The organism is Pseudomonas sp. GOM6 (genome assembly GCF_029537485.1).
Lineage (GTDB): Bacteria > Pseudomonadota > Gammaproteobacteria > Pseudomonadales > Pseudomonadaceae > Aquipseudomonas.
The window spans coordinates 17,495-33,097 of the sequence record NZ_JARPUS010000014.1 but is presented as its reverse complement, the minus strand read 5'-3'; the positions used below and the strand labels follow the sequence as shown (position 1 = coordinate 33,097).

Annotated in this window: 13 protein-coding genes and 1 pseudogene; 5 read left to right on the top strand and 9 right to left on the bottom strand. The window is 56.2% G+C overall.

Going from position 1 to position 15,603, the window contains the following annotated elements:
- Positions 1 to 254 precede the first annotated feature (254 nt).
- The 3 genes from P7A97_RS16010 to P7A97_RS16000 all read left to right on the top strand — a co-directional run bounded on the left by P7A97_RS16010 (position 255) and on the right by P7A97_RS16000 (position 6,300).
- Entirely contained in the window at positions 255 to 1,463 is a 1,209-nt protein-coding gene (locus P7A97_RS16010; RefSeq protein WP_228723613.1) for a TolC family protein, read from the top strand.
- Between the two features lie 371 nt (positions 1,464 to 1,834).
- Positions 1,835 to 3,088, top strand: a complete 1,254-nt coding sequence (locus tag P7A97_RS16005; RefSeq protein ID WP_021703094.1) for an efflux RND transporter periplasmic adaptor subunit — start codon at positions 1,835 to 1,837, stop codon at positions 3,086 to 3,088.
- Positions 3,089 to 3,111: 23 nt separating this feature from the next.
- The gene (locus P7A97_RS16000; protein WP_074918641.1) at positions 3,112 to 6,300 is read left to right on the top strand and encodes a CusA/CzcA family heavy metal efflux RND transporter; all 3,189 of its coding nucleotides are present in this window, start codon (positions 3,112 to 3,114) and stop codon (positions 6,298 to 6,300) included.
- A gap of 446 nt (positions 6,301 to 6,746) precedes the next feature.
- On the opposite strand, the pseudogene P7A97_RS15995 reads toward P7A97_RS16000, so the two are convergent.
- From P7A97_RS15995 to P7A97_RS15970, 6 genes and pseudogenes are all read right to left on the bottom strand, one after another.
- Positions 6,747 to 7,294, bottom strand: a pseudogene (locus tag P7A97_RS15995) (IS3 family transposase); the annotation flags it as partial.
- A gap of 150 nt (positions 7,295 to 7,444) precedes the next feature.
- Positions 7,445 to 7,672 (bottom strand): hypothetical protein, encoded by a 228-nt coding sequence (locus tag P7A97_RS15990; protein ID WP_021703091.1) that lies wholly within the window; start codon positions 7,670 to 7,672, stop codon positions 7,445 to 7,447.
- Between the two features lie 310 nt (positions 7,673 to 7,982).
- Positions 7,983 to 8,210 carry a hypothetical protein gene (locus P7A97_RS15985; protein ID WP_277691009.1) on the bottom strand — a complete coding sequence of 76 codons (228 nt, stop codon included), beginning with the start codon at positions 8,208 to 8,210 and terminating at the stop codon, positions 7,983 to 7,985.
- Positions 8,211 to 8,372: 162 nt separating this feature from the next.
- Positions 8,373 to 9,641 (bottom strand): OprD family porin, encoded by a 1,269-nt coding sequence (locus tag P7A97_RS15980; RefSeq protein WP_052520214.1) that lies wholly within the window; start codon positions 9,639 to 9,641, stop codon positions 8,373 to 8,375.
- Between the two features lie 316 nt (positions 9,642 to 9,957).
- On the bottom strand, positions 9,958 to 10,302 hold the full coding sequence (locus P7A97_RS15975; protein WP_095938464.1) for a DUF3703 domain-containing protein: 345 nt from the start codon (positions 10,300 to 10,302) through the stop codon (positions 9,958 to 9,960).
- Positions 10,303 to 10,314: 12 nt separating this feature from the next.
- The gene (locus tag P7A97_RS15970; RefSeq protein ID WP_043217286.1) at positions 10,315 to 12,591 is read right to left on the bottom strand and encodes a heavy metal translocating P-type ATPase; all 2,277 of its coding nucleotides are present in this window, start codon (positions 12,589 to 12,591) and stop codon (positions 10,315 to 10,317) included.
- 191 nt (positions 12,592 to 12,782) lie between these two features.
- On the opposite strand from P7A97_RS15970, the gene cadR reads away from it, so the two are divergent.
- On the top strand, positions 12,783 to 13,235 hold the full coding sequence (gene cadR, locus P7A97_RS15965) for a Cd(II)/Pb(II)-responsive transcriptional regulator (RefSeq protein WP_074918645.1): 453 nt from the start codon (positions 12,783 to 12,785) through the stop codon (positions 13,233 to 13,235).
- Between the two features lie 134 nt (positions 13,236 to 13,369).
- The gene (locus P7A97_RS15960; RefSeq protein ID WP_277691007.1) at positions 13,370 to 13,570 is read left to right on the top strand and encodes a heavy metal-associated domain-containing protein; all 201 of its coding nucleotides are present in this window, start codon (positions 13,370 to 13,372) and stop codon (positions 13,568 to 13,570) included.
- Positions 13,571 to 13,589: 19 nt separating this feature from the next.
- Here P7A97_RS15960 and P7A97_RS15955 read toward each other — a convergent pair whose 3' ends face one another.
- The 3 genes from P7A97_RS15955 to P7A97_RS15945 form a co-directional block, all read right to left on the bottom strand.
- Positions 13,590 to 13,868, bottom strand: a complete 279-nt coding sequence (locus tag P7A97_RS15955) for a hypothetical protein (RefSeq protein ID WP_176739308.1) — start codon at positions 13,866 to 13,868, stop codon at positions 13,590 to 13,592.
- A gap of 87 nt (positions 13,869 to 13,955) precedes the next feature.
- Positions 13,956 to 14,750 (bottom strand): DNA-binding domain-containing protein, encoded by a 795-nt coding sequence (locus P7A97_RS15950; RefSeq protein WP_277691006.1) that lies wholly within the window; start codon positions 14,748 to 14,750, stop codon positions 13,956 to 13,958.
- Complete coding sequence (locus P7A97_RS15945; RefSeq protein ID WP_277691004.1) at positions 14,747 to 15,583, bottom strand: DUF692 domain-containing protein; 837 nt, start codon at positions 15,581 to 15,583, stop codon at positions 14,747 to 14,749. The genes P7A97_RS15950 and P7A97_RS15945 overlap by 4 nt, the downstream gene beginning before the upstream one ends.
- Positions 15,584 to 15,603: the final 20 nt, after the last annotated feature.

Genomic DNA, 15,603 nt, shown 5'->3' with positions numbered 1-15,603 from the left:
GGACTCTCTGATGGGGGCATCTTAATACAGCGAAATAGCCTGTAGGCCTTGATTACATATTTGTAATTTTCCAGTCACCTTGGCGATATGAACTGATATCTAAATTCTGCGGCTAACTCATTTCCTGTCTTCATCAGCTGACCGCTACTGCCGGGTCGAGCCGTTTTAGTCAGGGATGATCATTGGTTGCGGAGGATTAACCCTTGCTCTCTTGCGATGGTGGTGTTGCAGGTTTTTATCGGAAGTTGCTTCCGGTGTTACTGGTGTCCCTATGGGTGGTTGGCCGGCCAGCAGTCGCTGCGTCCTCGGAGCTGTCGCTGGCTGAAGCATTGCGCCAGGCGCAAGACAACAGTCCGACTCTCTCGGCTGCGAGCCGATTGGTAGACATCTCTTTGGGCGAGCGGCAGCAAGCCGGCCTGCTGCCAAACCCAGAGCTGTCATGGGAGGTGGAAGACACCCGCAGCAACACGCGGACCACTACCACCCAGATTACGCAGCCGATTGAGCTTGGGGGAAAGCGAGGGGCACGCATCGAGCTAGCGGAGAAGGGGCAGAGTGCGGCATCGGTCGAGCTAGAGCGCAGCCAGAATGAGCTGCGCGCCGATGTCATCCAGTCGTTCTACGACAACCTGCAAGCAAGGATGCGCGTCGAGCTGGCGGAGCAATCTCTCGCGCTGGCTGAGCGAGGAGTTCAGGGGGCCGAGGGGCGAGTCAAGGCGGGCAAGGTTTCACCAGTTGAGCTAACTCGGGCCCAGGTGCAGCTCTCTGAGGTCCGACTTGAGCTACGTCGAGCTCAACGGGATCAGGCTAGAGCCCATTCTCGACTGCAGGCTGTCATCGGTGGCAACGCAGACATCAGGGTTGTTGGGAGTGCGACCAGCATCCCAGAACCGCCAACAGTCAATCAGCTGTGGTCTGCCTTGGAGACAACCGCAGAAATGCGCCTAGCCCGGCTGTCTGTGGATCAGCAAGAGGCTTCATTCGAGCTGGAAAAGACCCAGCGCATTCCAGACCTGAATGTGAGCCTGGGCAGCCAATACAGCGCTGAAGATCGGGAGCGAGTCAACGTAGTTGGCCTATCGATGCCGATCCCTCTCTTCAATCGTAACCAGGGCAACATTCTCTCCGCTGCACGTCGCGCCGACCAAGCCCGCGACCTGCGCAACGCGACCGAGCTACGCCTCAGGGCAGATGTAGAGCAAGCCATGGATCAGTGGGTCGTTGCGAAGGAGGAGATCAACTCGTTCGACCAGACGATTCTCCCATCGGCCAAGAGCGCTGTTGATAGCGCTACCCGCGGATTTGAGATGGGCAAATTCGCTTTTCTCGATGTGCTGGATGCTCAGCGCACGTTGATTGGTGCCCGCACGCAGTATGTCGACGCCCTGGCCTCAGCCACCGCGGCATGGGTGCAGTTAGAGCGCGTGTATGGCGATGTATCAGCCATCCCCGCTGCACGTTGAGCCGCCGAGTTCCTACCGACCGTCTTGGTGACCCGCATCTGGAGTGCGGGTCGCTGCATTTCCTTTAGGAGTTGCTTATGAGCAAAAAATTACCCCTCGTACTCGCGATCATTGCGGGCATAGGGCTTATTGGTGGCGGAGTAACCCTCATGAATGAGGAGAAAGGCCATGAATCGGATGAGCACGCCGAGACAAGCAGCCATCAGGACACAGAGCACCATGGCGAAGAAGCAAAGCAGGGTCACGGCGATGCTGATGAACATGGAGATACCGAGCATCACTCTCGCGGTCCAAACGGAGGAACGCTGTTCAGTCAGGACAACTTCAGTGCCGAGCTAGTTGCGCCAGAGAGTCAGGATGGAAGTGCTCCCATGTCGCTGTATCTAGCACAGGAAGGGCAGCAGATTGTGCCCGGGGAGAATACCCGGGTGTCCATGGAGGTCAGACGTCCTTCAGGTGAAGTGAATACGCTCCGATTCGAGCCCAAGGGCGATGCCTTTGTCAGTGCCATGGGTATCGCCGAGCCGCACTACTTCGAGGCTCGCATTCTGATTGAGCGAGAAGGGAGGGCCTATCGTTTCAGCTACGCCAAAGAGGAGGGACTCATCGAGCTCAGCAACGAGCAAATCGATGCCGCCGGAATCCAGTTGGTGAAGGCTACTGCCGGAGCTATGAGCACTACCATCAGCCTTCCCGGTGAGATTCGCTTCGATGAGGACCATACGGCTCACGTGGTTCCTCGAACTGCTGGTGTCGTGGAAAGCGTCCAGGTCAACCTGGGAGAGTCAGTTAAGAAGGGGCAACTCCTGGCTGTTATCGCAAGCCAGCAAATATCAGATCAGCGTAGTGAGTTTGCTGCGGCCCAGCGCAGGGTCGAACTGGCCCGCACAACCTTTGAGCGAGAGCAGCAACTGTGGAAGGAGAAGATTTCTGCAGAACAGGATTACCTGCAGGCCCGCCAGGCGCTACAGGAGGCAGAAATTGCTCTCAGCAATGCTCGTCAGAAAATGGGAGCCCTGGGCGAAAACGTTGCTCTTGCGGGGGGGAACCGCTACGAGCTAAGGGCCCCGTTCGATGGCATCGTGGTGGAAAAGCACCTAGTGCTTGGCGAGGTTGTGAACGAGGCGAGCAACGCCTTCACCATTTCAGATCTCGGCCGTGTCTGGGCAACCTTCAGTGTTGCACCGCGGGACTTGGGCAAGGTCCAGGTCGGCAAGCCGGTCAAGATCAGTGCCCCGGAGCTGGAGGCTGAGGTTGTAGGCAACGTTTCGTACGTGGGTAACTTGCTTGGCGAGCAGACACGCACGGCGACTGCCCGCGCCACTCTCGAAAATCCAAATGGCGCATGGCGCCCAGGCCTCTTCGTATCCGTCGCGTTGTCAGCCGACTCCCGCCAGGCCAACGTCACCGTTCCAGTCCAGGCAATTCAGACCATCGAAGAGAAACCCACGGTTTTCGTTCGCGTGGACGATGGATTCGTGGCGCTTCCCGTGGTGCTAGGCGCCCGTAGCGAAGGGGCTGTGGAAATTACCCAAGGCTTGGCCGCCGGAGCGCAGGTAGCGACAGAAGGGAGCTTCATCCTCAAGTCCGAGCTGGGCAAAGGCTCCGCCGACCACGCCCACTGACCTGCCATTGACGGGAAATTCGTATGTTCGAACGCATAATTCAGTTCGCTATCGAGCAGCGCATCATCGTGATGCTTGCCGTACTGGCGATGGCTGGCTTAGGTATTGCCAGCTACCAGAAGCTCCCCATAGACGCTGTCCCTGATATCACCAACGTTCAGGTACAGATCAATACCGCAGCAGCAGGCTTCTCACCTCTAGAAACCGAGCAGCGCATTACCTTTCCGATCGAGACGGCCATGGCCGGCTTACCGCACCTCAAACAGACCAGGTCGCTATCGCGCTCTGGTTTGTCGCAGGTGACCGTAATCTTCGAAGACGGCACGGATCTCTACTTTGCCCGCCAGCTCGTCAATGAGCGCCTGCAGGTTGCCCGCGAACAACTGCCAGAAGGAGCAGAGGCAATCATGGGTCCAATCTCGACAGGATTGGGTGAGATCTTCTTGTGGACGGTCGAGGCTAGAGAGGGGGCGTTGAAGGAGGACGGCACGCCATACACGCCCACCGACCTGCGGGTAATCCAGGATTGGATCATCAAACCTCAGCTGCGCAATGTTCCAGGCGTGGCCGAGATCAACACCATCGGTGGCTTCGCGAAGGAATACCAGATCGCCCCGGACCCCAAGCGTTTGGCCGCTTATAAGCTCACCTTGGGAGACCTGGTCACTGCGCTTGAACGCAACAATGCCAACGTTGGTGCCGGTTATATCGAGCGCAGTGGCGAGCAGCTGCTGATTCGGGCTCCCGGTCAGGTCGCCACTGCAGCGGACATCGCCAACATTGTAATTAGCAACGTCGACGGGACCTCCATTCGGGTCAGCCATATTGCGGATGTGCAGATTGGCCGAGAACTGCGTACTGGAGCTGCCACCGAAAACGGTCGCGAAGTTGTGCTCGGCACGGTGTTCATGCTCATTGGCGAGAACAGTCGCAGCGTCTCGCAGGCAGTTGCCGCCAAGCTGGAGCAGATCAATCGATCGCTCCCAGATGGGGTAGTAGCCATCACGGTCTACGACCGAACCGATCTGGTGGACAAGGCCATCGCTACGGTTAAGAAGAACCTCATCGAGGGCGCGATCCTGGTAATCGCCATCCTTTTCCTGTTCCTCGGCAATATTCGCGCAGCGATCATCACCGCGATGGTGATCCCGCTGTCGATGCTCTTCACCTTCACTGGGATGTTCACCAACAAGGTGAGCGCTAACCTGATGAGCCTCGGTGCTTTGGACTTCGGCATCATCGTTGATGGCGCGGTGGTCATTGTCGAGAACGCCATTCGCCGGCTGGCTCATGCGCAACAGCACCATGGCCGGATGCTTACCCGTTCCGAACGCTTGCATGAAGTGTTTGCCGCCTCGCGAGAGGCGCGCAGGGCCCTGATCTTCGGCCAGCTAATCATCATGGTGGTCTACCTTCCGATCTTTGCGCTGACAGGGGTCGAAGGGAAGATGTTCCACCCCATGGCGTTCACTGTGGTGATTGCTCTGTTCGGGGCGATGATTCTTTCCGTGACCTTTGTTCCAGCTGCAATTGCGCTCTTCATCACCGGCAAGGTCAAAGAGGAAGAGAACTTCGTTATGCGTGCCGCCCGCAAAGGCTACGAGCCGGTACTGGGCTGGGTCATGGGCAACCGAACCGCAGTATTTGCCGGCGCAGTTACCTTGGTGGTGTTGTCCGGTGTATTGGCAGGTCGCATGGGCAGCGAGTTCATCCCTAGCCTCAGCGAGGGGGACTTTGCTTTGCAGGCATTGCGCGTACCAGGAACTAGCCTGACGCAGTCGGTGGAGATGCAGGCGCGCCTGGAAAAGAGACTGGTAGAGAAGGTGCCGGAGATCGAGAGGGTATTTGCCCGGACCGGTACCGCTGAGATCGCCTCTGACCCAATGCCGCCGAACATCTCGGATGCCTACGTCATGCTCAAGCCCAAGGACCAGTGGCCTGATCCGGACAAGTCGCGAGAAGAGTTGATAGCTGACCTGCAGCGTGTGAGTGCGGAAGTTCCAGGTAGCAACTACGAGCTTTCTCAACCCATCCAGTTGCGCTTCAACGAGCTGATTTCAGGTGTACGCAGTGACGTCGCGGTGAAGGTGTTTGGTGACGATATGGGTGTGCTCAACAGCACTGCTGCTGAGATTGCGGAAACCTTGGAGAAAGTAGAGGGCGCTTCCGAGGTAAAGGTTGAGCAAACCACTGGGCTGCCCGTGCTAACCATCAACATTGATCGTGACAAGGCTGCTCGCTTTGGCCTGAACGTAGGCGATGTTCAAGACACTATCGCTTTCGCGGTAGGAGGCCAGCGTGCAGGCACCTTGTTCGATGGCGACCGTCGCTTTGACATGGTGGTGCGGCTCTCGGATCGGCTGCGTACGGATATCGAGGGCCTTTCGCGCCTGCTGATTCCAGTTCCTGCGCCATCAGGCGGAGCGGCAGAGCAGATATCGTTCATCTCACTATCAGAAGTCGCCAGCCTCGACCTCGTACTTGGCCCTAACCAAGTCAGCCGTGAGAACGGTAAACGCCTGGTGGTGGTCAGTGCCAACGTGCGAGGACGGGATATCGGATCCTTTGTTCAAGAGGCCAGCGATCGCCTGCTGCAGGATGTGAAGGTTCCGGCCGGATATTGGACCACCTGGGGTGGTCAGTTTGAGCAGCTGCAGTCAGCAGCCAAGCGGCTGCAGATCGTAGTCCCGGTCGCTCTGCTCTTGGTCTTCACCTTGCTCTTCATGATGTTCAATAACGTCAAGGATGGCCTGGTTGTGTTCACCGGCATTCCCTTCGCATTGACTGGCGGTGTACTAGCCCTTTGGCTGCGAGATATCCCCCTGTCCATCTCGGCTGGCGTCGGCTTCATTGCCTTGTCGGGCGTCGCGGTTCTGAACGGCTTGGTGATGATTTCCTTCATCCGTAATCTGCGTGAGGAAGGAAGGACGCTGCACGAGGCAATCATTGAAGGTGCTCTGACTCGCTTGCGGCCGGTCTTGATGACAGCGTTGGTGGCGTCGCTGGGCTTTGTGCCAATGGCGCTGGCGACAGGTACCGGGGCCGAAGTTCAGCGACCTCTGGCATCAGTCGTCATCGGAGGGATTCTATCCTCCACCACCCTCACGCTCTTGGTACTGCCAGTGCTGTATCAGTGGGTACACCGACGGGATGAGGAAGAGGATGCTGAGTCGTCGGAAACCGATGGAGATGTAGCCTTGCACAAGGGATGACGTCACTCAAATGAACCAGGTGGTCCGTGCCCCAGGCGGTATGGACCACCGCATGGTCAACCCACCTTCGCTTTCGTAATCTCATCGAGAGCCATTTTGCGCAGGACTCCTGGGCCGAACTTCTGCAGCAGCTAGCCGTTCAAGAGCGCGGGCGCACCTGAAACACCAATCCCCAATACAGCCTGCAATCGGCTTCGAGCATGTCATCGATGTCAGATGAGCTCGTCTCAGCCGTGGTCTGCTCCACATCTAGACCCGCTGCAACCGCCCAAATCTTTAGTCTTCTCGCATCGGATCGTCAAACCAATCAGGTTGGGCTGCCCAGGAAGATTCAAACATTTCTGGGTATGCATCTGCCCCATCTATTGCATCCAGCGCAAGGCGTAATCCGTCAGGTAGCGCAGCACATCAGCCTCCGCTTGCCCTTGGCTGGCATATCCATGCTCCGGCAACCATTCCGTTTTCAGGCTTCTGAAAAACGCTCCATCGGCGCGTTATCCCAGCAGTTACCGCGGCGGCTCATGCACTGCTTGATACGGTAGCGCCAGAGCATCTGGCGAAATTCAATGCTGGTGTAGTGGCAACCCTGGTCAGAGTGAAACATTAGCTGCTGCGGGCAACCTCGGGACTCGTAGGCCACGCGTAACGCGCGTGTCGTGAGCTGCGAGTCAGGTCGATTGGGCAGTGCCCAACCGACGATGCGGCGCGCATACAAATCCATGACTGCTGCCAGGTAGATCCAACGATTACCCGCCCAGATGTATGTCACATCACCGCACCACACTTGGTTGGGGCTGCTCACTGTGAACTGCCGATCCAGTGTGTTGGCCGCAATGGCACCTTCACCATCGGCCTTGCGGTGGCGATGCTTGCGACATTGCCAGCTGTATAGCCTGGCTTCTTTCATCAGGCGTCCAGCCAGAAAGTGACCAACCTGCACACCCTGTATTCGCAGCGCTGCCGATAATGTTCTGGCTCCTGCGGAACCACGACTTTGGGCGAAGCTTAACGCCTTATCGGGGTGTCCAGAATCATTGAGCCACAACAGGGATAAAAAAGCGCCCTAGGAAGGGCGCAAAGTGTACACATCTTTCCAAAGGAGCTCGTGGAGCCTTTAGAGGTGAACTCGGCAGGGAAAAGGCTATCAGCGTTCGTTTGCTGTATTTTTATCTTGGGCTGTATCTTTCTTAGTGCTGCTATTTTTCTGGCTTTCTGCTTGTGCCGCCTGGTTGTCTTTTTCGTAAATCTTTTTCTGATTCTCTTTGAATCGCTTTACCATTTCGTGACGGTTATGGCTATCACCTCGCGCAAGCACGGGAGCTGTAACGCTGAGGGCAAGAATTCCAATAAGTGCTGCATGTGCAATCTTCATAAGCTGGGTCTCTCTCAGTTGGTGATGAGCTATTGGGTTTCGCTCTTTGAACACGCCTAAATCTTAGAAAGATGAAACTAACCGGAGCGTGAGCTCAAGATTAAAATGTTGACATCCAGGACTATAAAGAACGGGCAGATCTGGCTGAACCTACAACTGACCCTCAAGTAAGTGCAGGAGCTCTCATGGTCGCGCGCCATGATGACAAAGAAAGGCATAAAAAAAGCGCCCTTAAAGGGCGCTTAGGGTACACCTCTTTCCAAAGGAGCTCGTGGAGCTTCTAGAGGTGGACTCGGTAGGGGAAAAACAATCAGTCTTCGTTGGTTGTGTTGTTGCTTTTGGCGGCGTCTTTTTCAGTAGCTCCACTTTTCTGGCTTTCTACTTGAAATGCCTTGTTGTCTTTCCCGTGAATTTTTTCTTGGTTTTCCCGAAATTTTTTCACCGCTTCCAAAGAGCGGCCGTAGCCATCTTCTGCAAGTGCAGAAGTAGCAGTACCGAGTGCGAGAATTCCAATAAGTGCAATATTTGCGATCTTCATAAATCAGGCCTCGTTCAGTTTGTAATGAGCTATTTGCTTGCGCTCTGTGAAGATGCCTAGATTTTACGAAAATGAAGCTAACGGCAGCATGAGCTCAAAATTACAATATTGACATGCAGCGCTAGAGAGAGCGGGCAAGTAGTTGCCCGCTCCACTTTCTAGTCAGAGCACTTCCAGTGGGTACTCGACAATCAGGCGAACTTCATCCAGATCGGACTCGTAGTCGGTCGCACGAGTGGTCATCTGGCGAACGCGGAAGGACATATCCTTCAGCGAGCCAGACTGAACTACGTACTTCGCTTCGATGTTTCGCTCCCAGCGCTTCTGATCGGTCAGCGGGTTGCCGTTTTCATCACGACGCATGTACACGTTGTTCGCATCGGAGTAGTCGGCGTCGGTACCGAAGGCGTAGCGGGTCATGAAGCTCAGGCCAGGGACACCGAAGGTGGCCATGTCGAGATCGTAGCGAAGCATCCAGGAACGCTCATTCGGGGAGTTGAAGTCGCTGTACTGGATCGAGTTATCGAGGAAGATCGAGTCAGACTGACGCAGATAGTCGAAGTCATCGTCGCCGTTGTTGCGCTGATGAGACAACGCCAGGGAGTGGGCACCGAACTTCACACCGACCTTGCCGCTGTAGATGTCGTTGTCGAACTCGCCCAGCAGCTTCTGCCCCTGGTCAACGGCTTTGTAGTAGTTCAGGCCGCCGAACAACGAGACGCTCTCAGAAAGCGGGTGGCTCCAGGACATGCCGGCATAGTGCTGATTCCAGGCATCTTCCAGGCGGCTGGTGTAAAGGCTAAACGCCAGGTTGTCATTCAGGGTGTAGTCGCCGCCAAAGTAGGCCGCCCAAGGTGCATCCACGCCGCCGGCGTAGAAGGTGGCGAAGTCTTCGCTCATGCCACTCTGCTGCGGTTGGCTCATCGCATGAACTCGACCACCCTGCAGGGTCAGACCATCAACGCTGTTATTGACGACGGTGACACCCTTGAAGGTTTCCGGAAGGAGGCGAGAGTCACCATAGTGAAGAACCGGGGTCATCGGGAACACATCGCCGGCCTTAATGACCGTATCGAAGAGCTGAGCTTTTACAGCTCCGCCCAGCTTGGAGTACTCGTCTTCCGCTTCCCCATCGCTGTTCACGGGAAGCAGGTTGATGCTGCCGCCAGGGCCAAAGCGACCATCACCGGTATCCAGTTTGATGCCCAGCATGGCGAACGCGTCGATACCCACCCCGACGGTTCCCTCGGTAAAGCCGGACTCAAAGTTCACCATGACGCCATGCGCCCATGCTTCGGAATAGCCATTTCCAGTTGAGCTGGACTGACCATCTCGGAAGTCACGGTTCATGTAGAAATTTCGATTGAGGATATTAAGGCTGCTTCCTTCAACGAAACCCTCGCCTTTTGTTTCCTCAGCAGTGGCCACCATGGGGCTGATTCCAATGATTGCCGAAAATACTGCAAGAGATAATTTGGTCTTGCTCATTAATTGCTCCTTTATTCTTGGCAGAATTGGATATTTGCCATGACTGTTCTTGTAGGTATTGAGCCCCGGTGCGAGAGCAGCCAGAGGCGGTCGCACCTATCGTTGCAAGCCGTAGATAACTTGAAGATGATTGGAAAATTACAATTTTGTAATCTTCGAAAAGATGAGGGATGGGGCTGCTTAATTTGACATTTTTTGCACAAACGACACCCAGCGGCGCACTCGAATGGTGCGCAGAGTCGAGGGAGTCAGTTCTGGTTTAGTTATCGTTTGCGAGGAGCTGCTGCAGATCTTCTGGGACGGGCATGGGGAGGAATGCGCTAACTCGTGCACGCCCAGTATTGCCAATGGGGACCCAGATGCGTGAGAAAAGTAGTGCAGCCACTATGCGAGGTATTTGCCCAAGGACCTCCCGATAGTCCTTGGTCTGCAGGCCTAGGCGTAGCATCAGCCAATGTGACTTTGCATGCAGGTAGGGATGCCGTTGAGTCAGGATGTGGGCGCGCTCTAACCACTCAAATGCTCTACCAGGCTGCTTCAGCCGCAGGTTCGTATCGGCTTGCGCAAAGGCCTCTGCAATTGCTGATTTCAGTTGAGATTGCATGGCTACCTCCCATTATTGTCTGAGCAGCCTCAGGCCGTTAAACACCACGAGCAGGCTGACGCCCATGTCAGCGAAGACAGCCATCCACATAGTGGCGCCTCCTGTGATGGTTATGCCCAGGAAGATAGCCTTGATGCCAAGTGCCAGGGCGATGTTCTGCTTGAGGATGGCAGCAGTACTACGAGATAGACGGACGAACGTAGCGACCTTGCGCAAGTCGTCATCCATCAGTGCAACGTCCGCGGTTTCTATCGCCGTGTCGGTCCCTGCGCTACCCATGGCAAAGCCAATCTGAGCTTTTGCCAGCGCTGGGGCATCGTTAATGCCGTCTCCCACCATGCCAACCGTTAAACCTTGGGCCTGCATTTCAGCGATGACTGTGAGCTTGTCTGCCGGCAACAGGTTGCCACGAGCCTCATCAATACCCACCTGCTGGGCTATCGCCAGGGCTGTGTGCTCGTTATCGCCACTGAGCATACATGTCTTTACCCCAAGCTCGTGGAGCTGCCGCATGGCATCGGCACTGGTCTCTTTCACGGTGTCTGCGACTGCGAATAGAACAAGGGGCTGTTGGCCGTCGCACAGGATGACGACGGTCTTACCCTGACGCTCCAGCCGCTCCAGCGTAAGCTCCAGCTCCTTAGAACAGAGCCCCAGCTCCTCAACCAGACGATGGTTGCCTAGATACAACAGTTGGCCTTTCACACGGCCTTTGACTCCCCGTCCAGGAAGCGCTTCAAACTCCTTGACGTCCAGTAGCGACACATCGTTATCCATCGCATGTCGAGCGAGTGCTTTTGATACCGGGTGATCAGAGCGAGCAGCTAGGCTAGCGGCACTGACACGATGCATTTCGATATCTGTTTCTTTGAGCGGCAGGAAGTCTGTCTGAACCGGCCTCCCTTGAGTGATGGTTCCAGTCTTGTCGAGTGCAAGCAGTGCCAGATCTTTGCCGCTCTCCAGATAGACCCCACCTTTGATGAGGATGCCTTTGCGAGCCGCCGCTGCCAGGCCGCTGACGATGGTAACGGGAGTGGAAATGACCAGCGCGCATGGGCACGCGACGACCAGCAATACCAGCGCTCGATAGATCCACTCCTGCCATGCGCCACTCAGCAATAGCGGTGGGAGCAAGGCGACCCCTAGGGACACCAAGAACACGGCGGGGGTGTAGATCTGAGAAAAGCGGTCAACGAAACGTTGGGTCGGCGCCCGAGAGCCCTGAGCCTCCTCCACCGCATGAATGATCCGAGCCAGGGTAGTGTTGGTAGACGCTGCTGTTACCCTGAACTCCAACGACCCTGCCTCGTTTATCGTGCCCGCAAAAACCTGATCTCCAATGCTCTTATCTACCGGCAAGCTCTCGCCGGTTATAGGTGCTTGATTGACGGTGGAGGTGCCTGCCGTCACCTCGCCATCCAAGCCAATTCGCTCACCTGGCCGTACCCGAACAACAGCGCCAAGTGCTACCGCCTTGATGTCCGCATCTAGCCAGGATCCATCCGCCTGCAAAACAGTGGCCCGCTCGGGGCTTAAGTCCATGAGTCCACGGATGGCGTTACGTGCACGCTCCAGTGAGCGCGCTTCAATAACCTCGGCTACCGCGAAGAGCACCATAACCATGGCCGCTTCGGGCCATTGGCCAATCAATACGGCACCGGTTACAGCAATGCTCATGAGGGCATTGATGTTCAGGTTGCGGTTCTTGAGCGCAATCCAGCCCTTCTTGTAGGTACCGAGCCCACTTAGCGCTATCCCCACTATTGCTAAGGCTGCAACCGCCCATTCGGGGGCCAACTGCCCAAAGTGGATTATTTCGGCTGAAACCGCAGCGATCCCCGCGATCGCCAGCGGCCACCAATGCTTCTTCTTCGTTGGGGTAGGTTCCTGGCGGTCGGCACTCTCCTCGACAACCGGTGAAAGCCCGAGCTCCTGGATGGCTGCCATGAGCTGAGGTAACAGCTCTGGAACATGGTCTACGACCAGAGTGCGTTGCAGCAGGTTGAACTGCAGATTGCTGATGCCTTTCTGGTTAGCGAGCTTGTCGCGAATGAGCTTCTCCTCAGTAGGACAGTCCATCTGCTCGATGCGAATTCGTGTTTGTACATGAGCGTCCGTGGGCTCGGCCTGCATACCCAGGGAGGCGATCACATCAATGATGGGGGTGACCGAAGGGAGACTGTGCTGTACCCCTAGAACGCGAGTCATCAAGTTAAAGTCGAGCTGGTGTATCCCGGCCAGCGAGCCAAGCTTGCTCTGAATCAGGCTCTGCTCTGTCGGACAGTCCATCGCCTGGATGTGGAAAGCGCTGAATGTCGTTCCTGGTGGCGCTGGCTCGCGCTTTTGGTCTTCAGGTTTATGATGATCCGAGTGGTCGTGACTGCAGCAACTGCTCATGGCGGGATCTCTTATCTAAGTCATTGCAGAGTCAACACCCTGAAGCCACTATAGGGTCAAGCATTGATCAGGAGATTCGTCCCATGAAGATTGGTGAGCTCGGAAAGCAGGCTGACTGTCAGGTGGAGACTATTCGTTACTATGAACGTGAAGGGCTGCTGCCTGTTCCTGGTCGAAGCGAGGGGAACTACCGGGTCTACGGGAAGGAGCACCTAGAGCGGCTCGTATTCATCCGTAACTGCCGAACCCTGGACATGACGCTTGATGAAATACGGCGGCTGCTTTTGCTCATCGATCGTCCGGAGGAGAGCTGCGATAGCGTTAACGGCTTGGTAGACGAGCACATTCGCCATGTGGAGCTTCGGATCAACAGTCTGTTAGCTCTGCAGAAGCAGCTCGTTGAGTTGCGCCATCGATGCGCCGCGGAGAGAAGTGTCGATGCATGCGCAATCATCCAGCAACTTAGTTCGAGCGGAGGGGTTCAACCTTTGCCTGAGGCAGAGCATACGCACGTTGGCAAGAGCCATCGCCACTGAAGCCCCTTCAGCCAGATCGCAGCCTGCATTGGCGCTTGAACCTCTTGTAGAGTACGGGCTTGACCTTGCCATCGTGTCAAGGTCGATCCTGTCTGTGCGGTAACTTGAGCCGCTGACGAAATGAGGTGAAAGACATGTTCAGTCTGAGTGTTGCGGGGATGGGCTGTGGCAGTTGCGTAAGCAAAATCACGAAGGCCATCCAGGCGCTGGATCAGAACGCACGAGTAGAAGTGGATCGAACGGCCGGCAAGGTCACCGTTGAGAGCACAGAAAGTGCCGAGTCGATCCGCGAACTCATCCAGGAGCTTGGCTATTCGGCCCAGGTCAGCGCTTGAGCGCTGACCTGCTATCCCACTAAATCTCCAGTTCTGAGAGCTCTTTTAGCCCTGGGATACTGGTGACCTCGTTGGTCATACCTTCTGAACCATCTCGGCCGCGAAGCCAGTTTGAGTGATCGCCTGGCTCGCGCATTTCCAGCGTGTCATAGGAGTACCGCTTGCGCTTGAACAGGCTTTTCAATGCAGCGAACTCGTGGCTTTTTTCGTCTTCTATGCCGACGACTTCTCCTGCAAGCCGCTCCCAGTGACCAACGCCGTCGGCCAGCATTGCCTGATAGGTCTCCGGGTCAAGCAAGGCTTTGCTGTTTGAAATGAATGATGCGGTGAGTCATAGAAGCGCTCGGAGTGGCCAAAGAGAGAGCGCTAGCCTAAAGGTTCCGGGTCATTCGTGTAATAGCTGGCCGCGCTTTAGCAAACCGTCGTTGACCCACAACTTCAACCAGGTCGCGGCTTGCAAGGGAGCTTGCTCGCCATGCGTGGCGCTCAACGACTCGCAGAGTTCAGCGAACGATCCGCCCTCGATGAGAAACTGCAATGCCGAAGCCTCCGCTGGCTCCAGGCTCCGGTACTGGCAGACGAGTTCATGACGCCAAACAAGACAGGCTAGGTTCGTTGGCAGGCGGGTAATATCAGGCAGCAAGCTGCCGGACTTGGCGGCTTTCCACAACTCCAGCGTGTTGTACTGCAGCTGCAACCACCGGGCAGATGCAGTCAGGGAAACCCTGAGTGAAATCCAGTCTTCAGCCGAAAAATCACTGATGGCCTGCAGTGAAAGCACTTCGACGTCCTGAGCATCGAAAGCCAGTGTAAAAGCCCACTCAAGCTCCGCGAGTTCGCGCATCGGCGATAGTTGGGGTTCTTCGACGTAGCTGCCAATGAACTCGGGCAGCTTCTCGCCCAGCCAGCGAATGCTGAAATGTCGTGGTGGCCAGGCGGCCAAGTAGGCCAGTGCGAGCTGCTCGAATGATTCGTTGCCGATCCAGTGAAGCAGGGCAGGGAAGTCTTCTCGCAATACCGCAAGCAGGCGCGAACGGTAAGCATTGTGGTAGATCTGCAGGCCTTCGAGAGCACTCAGCGCTGTGCTACCTCGGATCTGCTCCAAAAGTTCGTTGGAGGGCAGGGCACTGTCACCTGTCAGGTAAGTTTCAAATGCAGTCTGTACGGCGATCAGGCTCAAGGGATGGCCCCCGATATCACAGCTTTGGCGATAGCACGGGCATGTGCTAATTCGGACAGCAGCTCCTCCAGCGGCGGAAACTGGTCATCCCGCTCGATCAAGGTCGATGTCGGGCCCAAGTAGCTCAACGTCTTGCTGTATAGAGACCAAACCGGATCAGCGATGGGCTGATCATGGGTGTCGATGAGGTATTGCCCGTAATCGCTGTGCCCGGCCAGGTGAATTTGCCGAATCCGCTCGTGCGGCAACTCCATGATGAACTGCCAAGGGTCGAAACCCTGGTTTCGCGAGCTGACGTAGACGTTGTTCACGTCGAGAAGCAGCTCGCACCCGGTCAGGTAACTGAGCTCCGAGAGGAACTGAGACTCGCTCATGCTGGATGTTGTCCACTGCACGTAGGAGGAAACGTTCTCCAGCACGATGGGACGCTCCAAAACATCCTGCACCAGGCGCACCCGGGCCGCGACATGCAGCAGGCTCTCCTGGGTAAACGGCAGCGGCAGCAGATCGTGAAGTTGATGGGCGTTGCCTCGACTCCAGCACAAGTGATCAGACACCCACTGAGGCTGCACCCGATCTGCCAGTTGCTTGAGCTGTCGTAGGTAGTCGATGTCCAAGGCATGTGAGCCGCCAATCGAAAGAGACACCCCGTGCATCACCAGGGGGTAGTGCTCGCCGATCGCATCGAGGAAGTAGAGAGCCTTGCCGCCTTCCACCAGGTAATTCTCGGAAATGATCTCGAACCAGTCGACCGCAGGCCGTTCCTCCAGGATCTGCCGGTAATACTCGTTGCGAAGGCCAAGACCGAAACCCAGAGTTTTGCGCTTACTCATTCGAGACTCCAGCAGGGGAG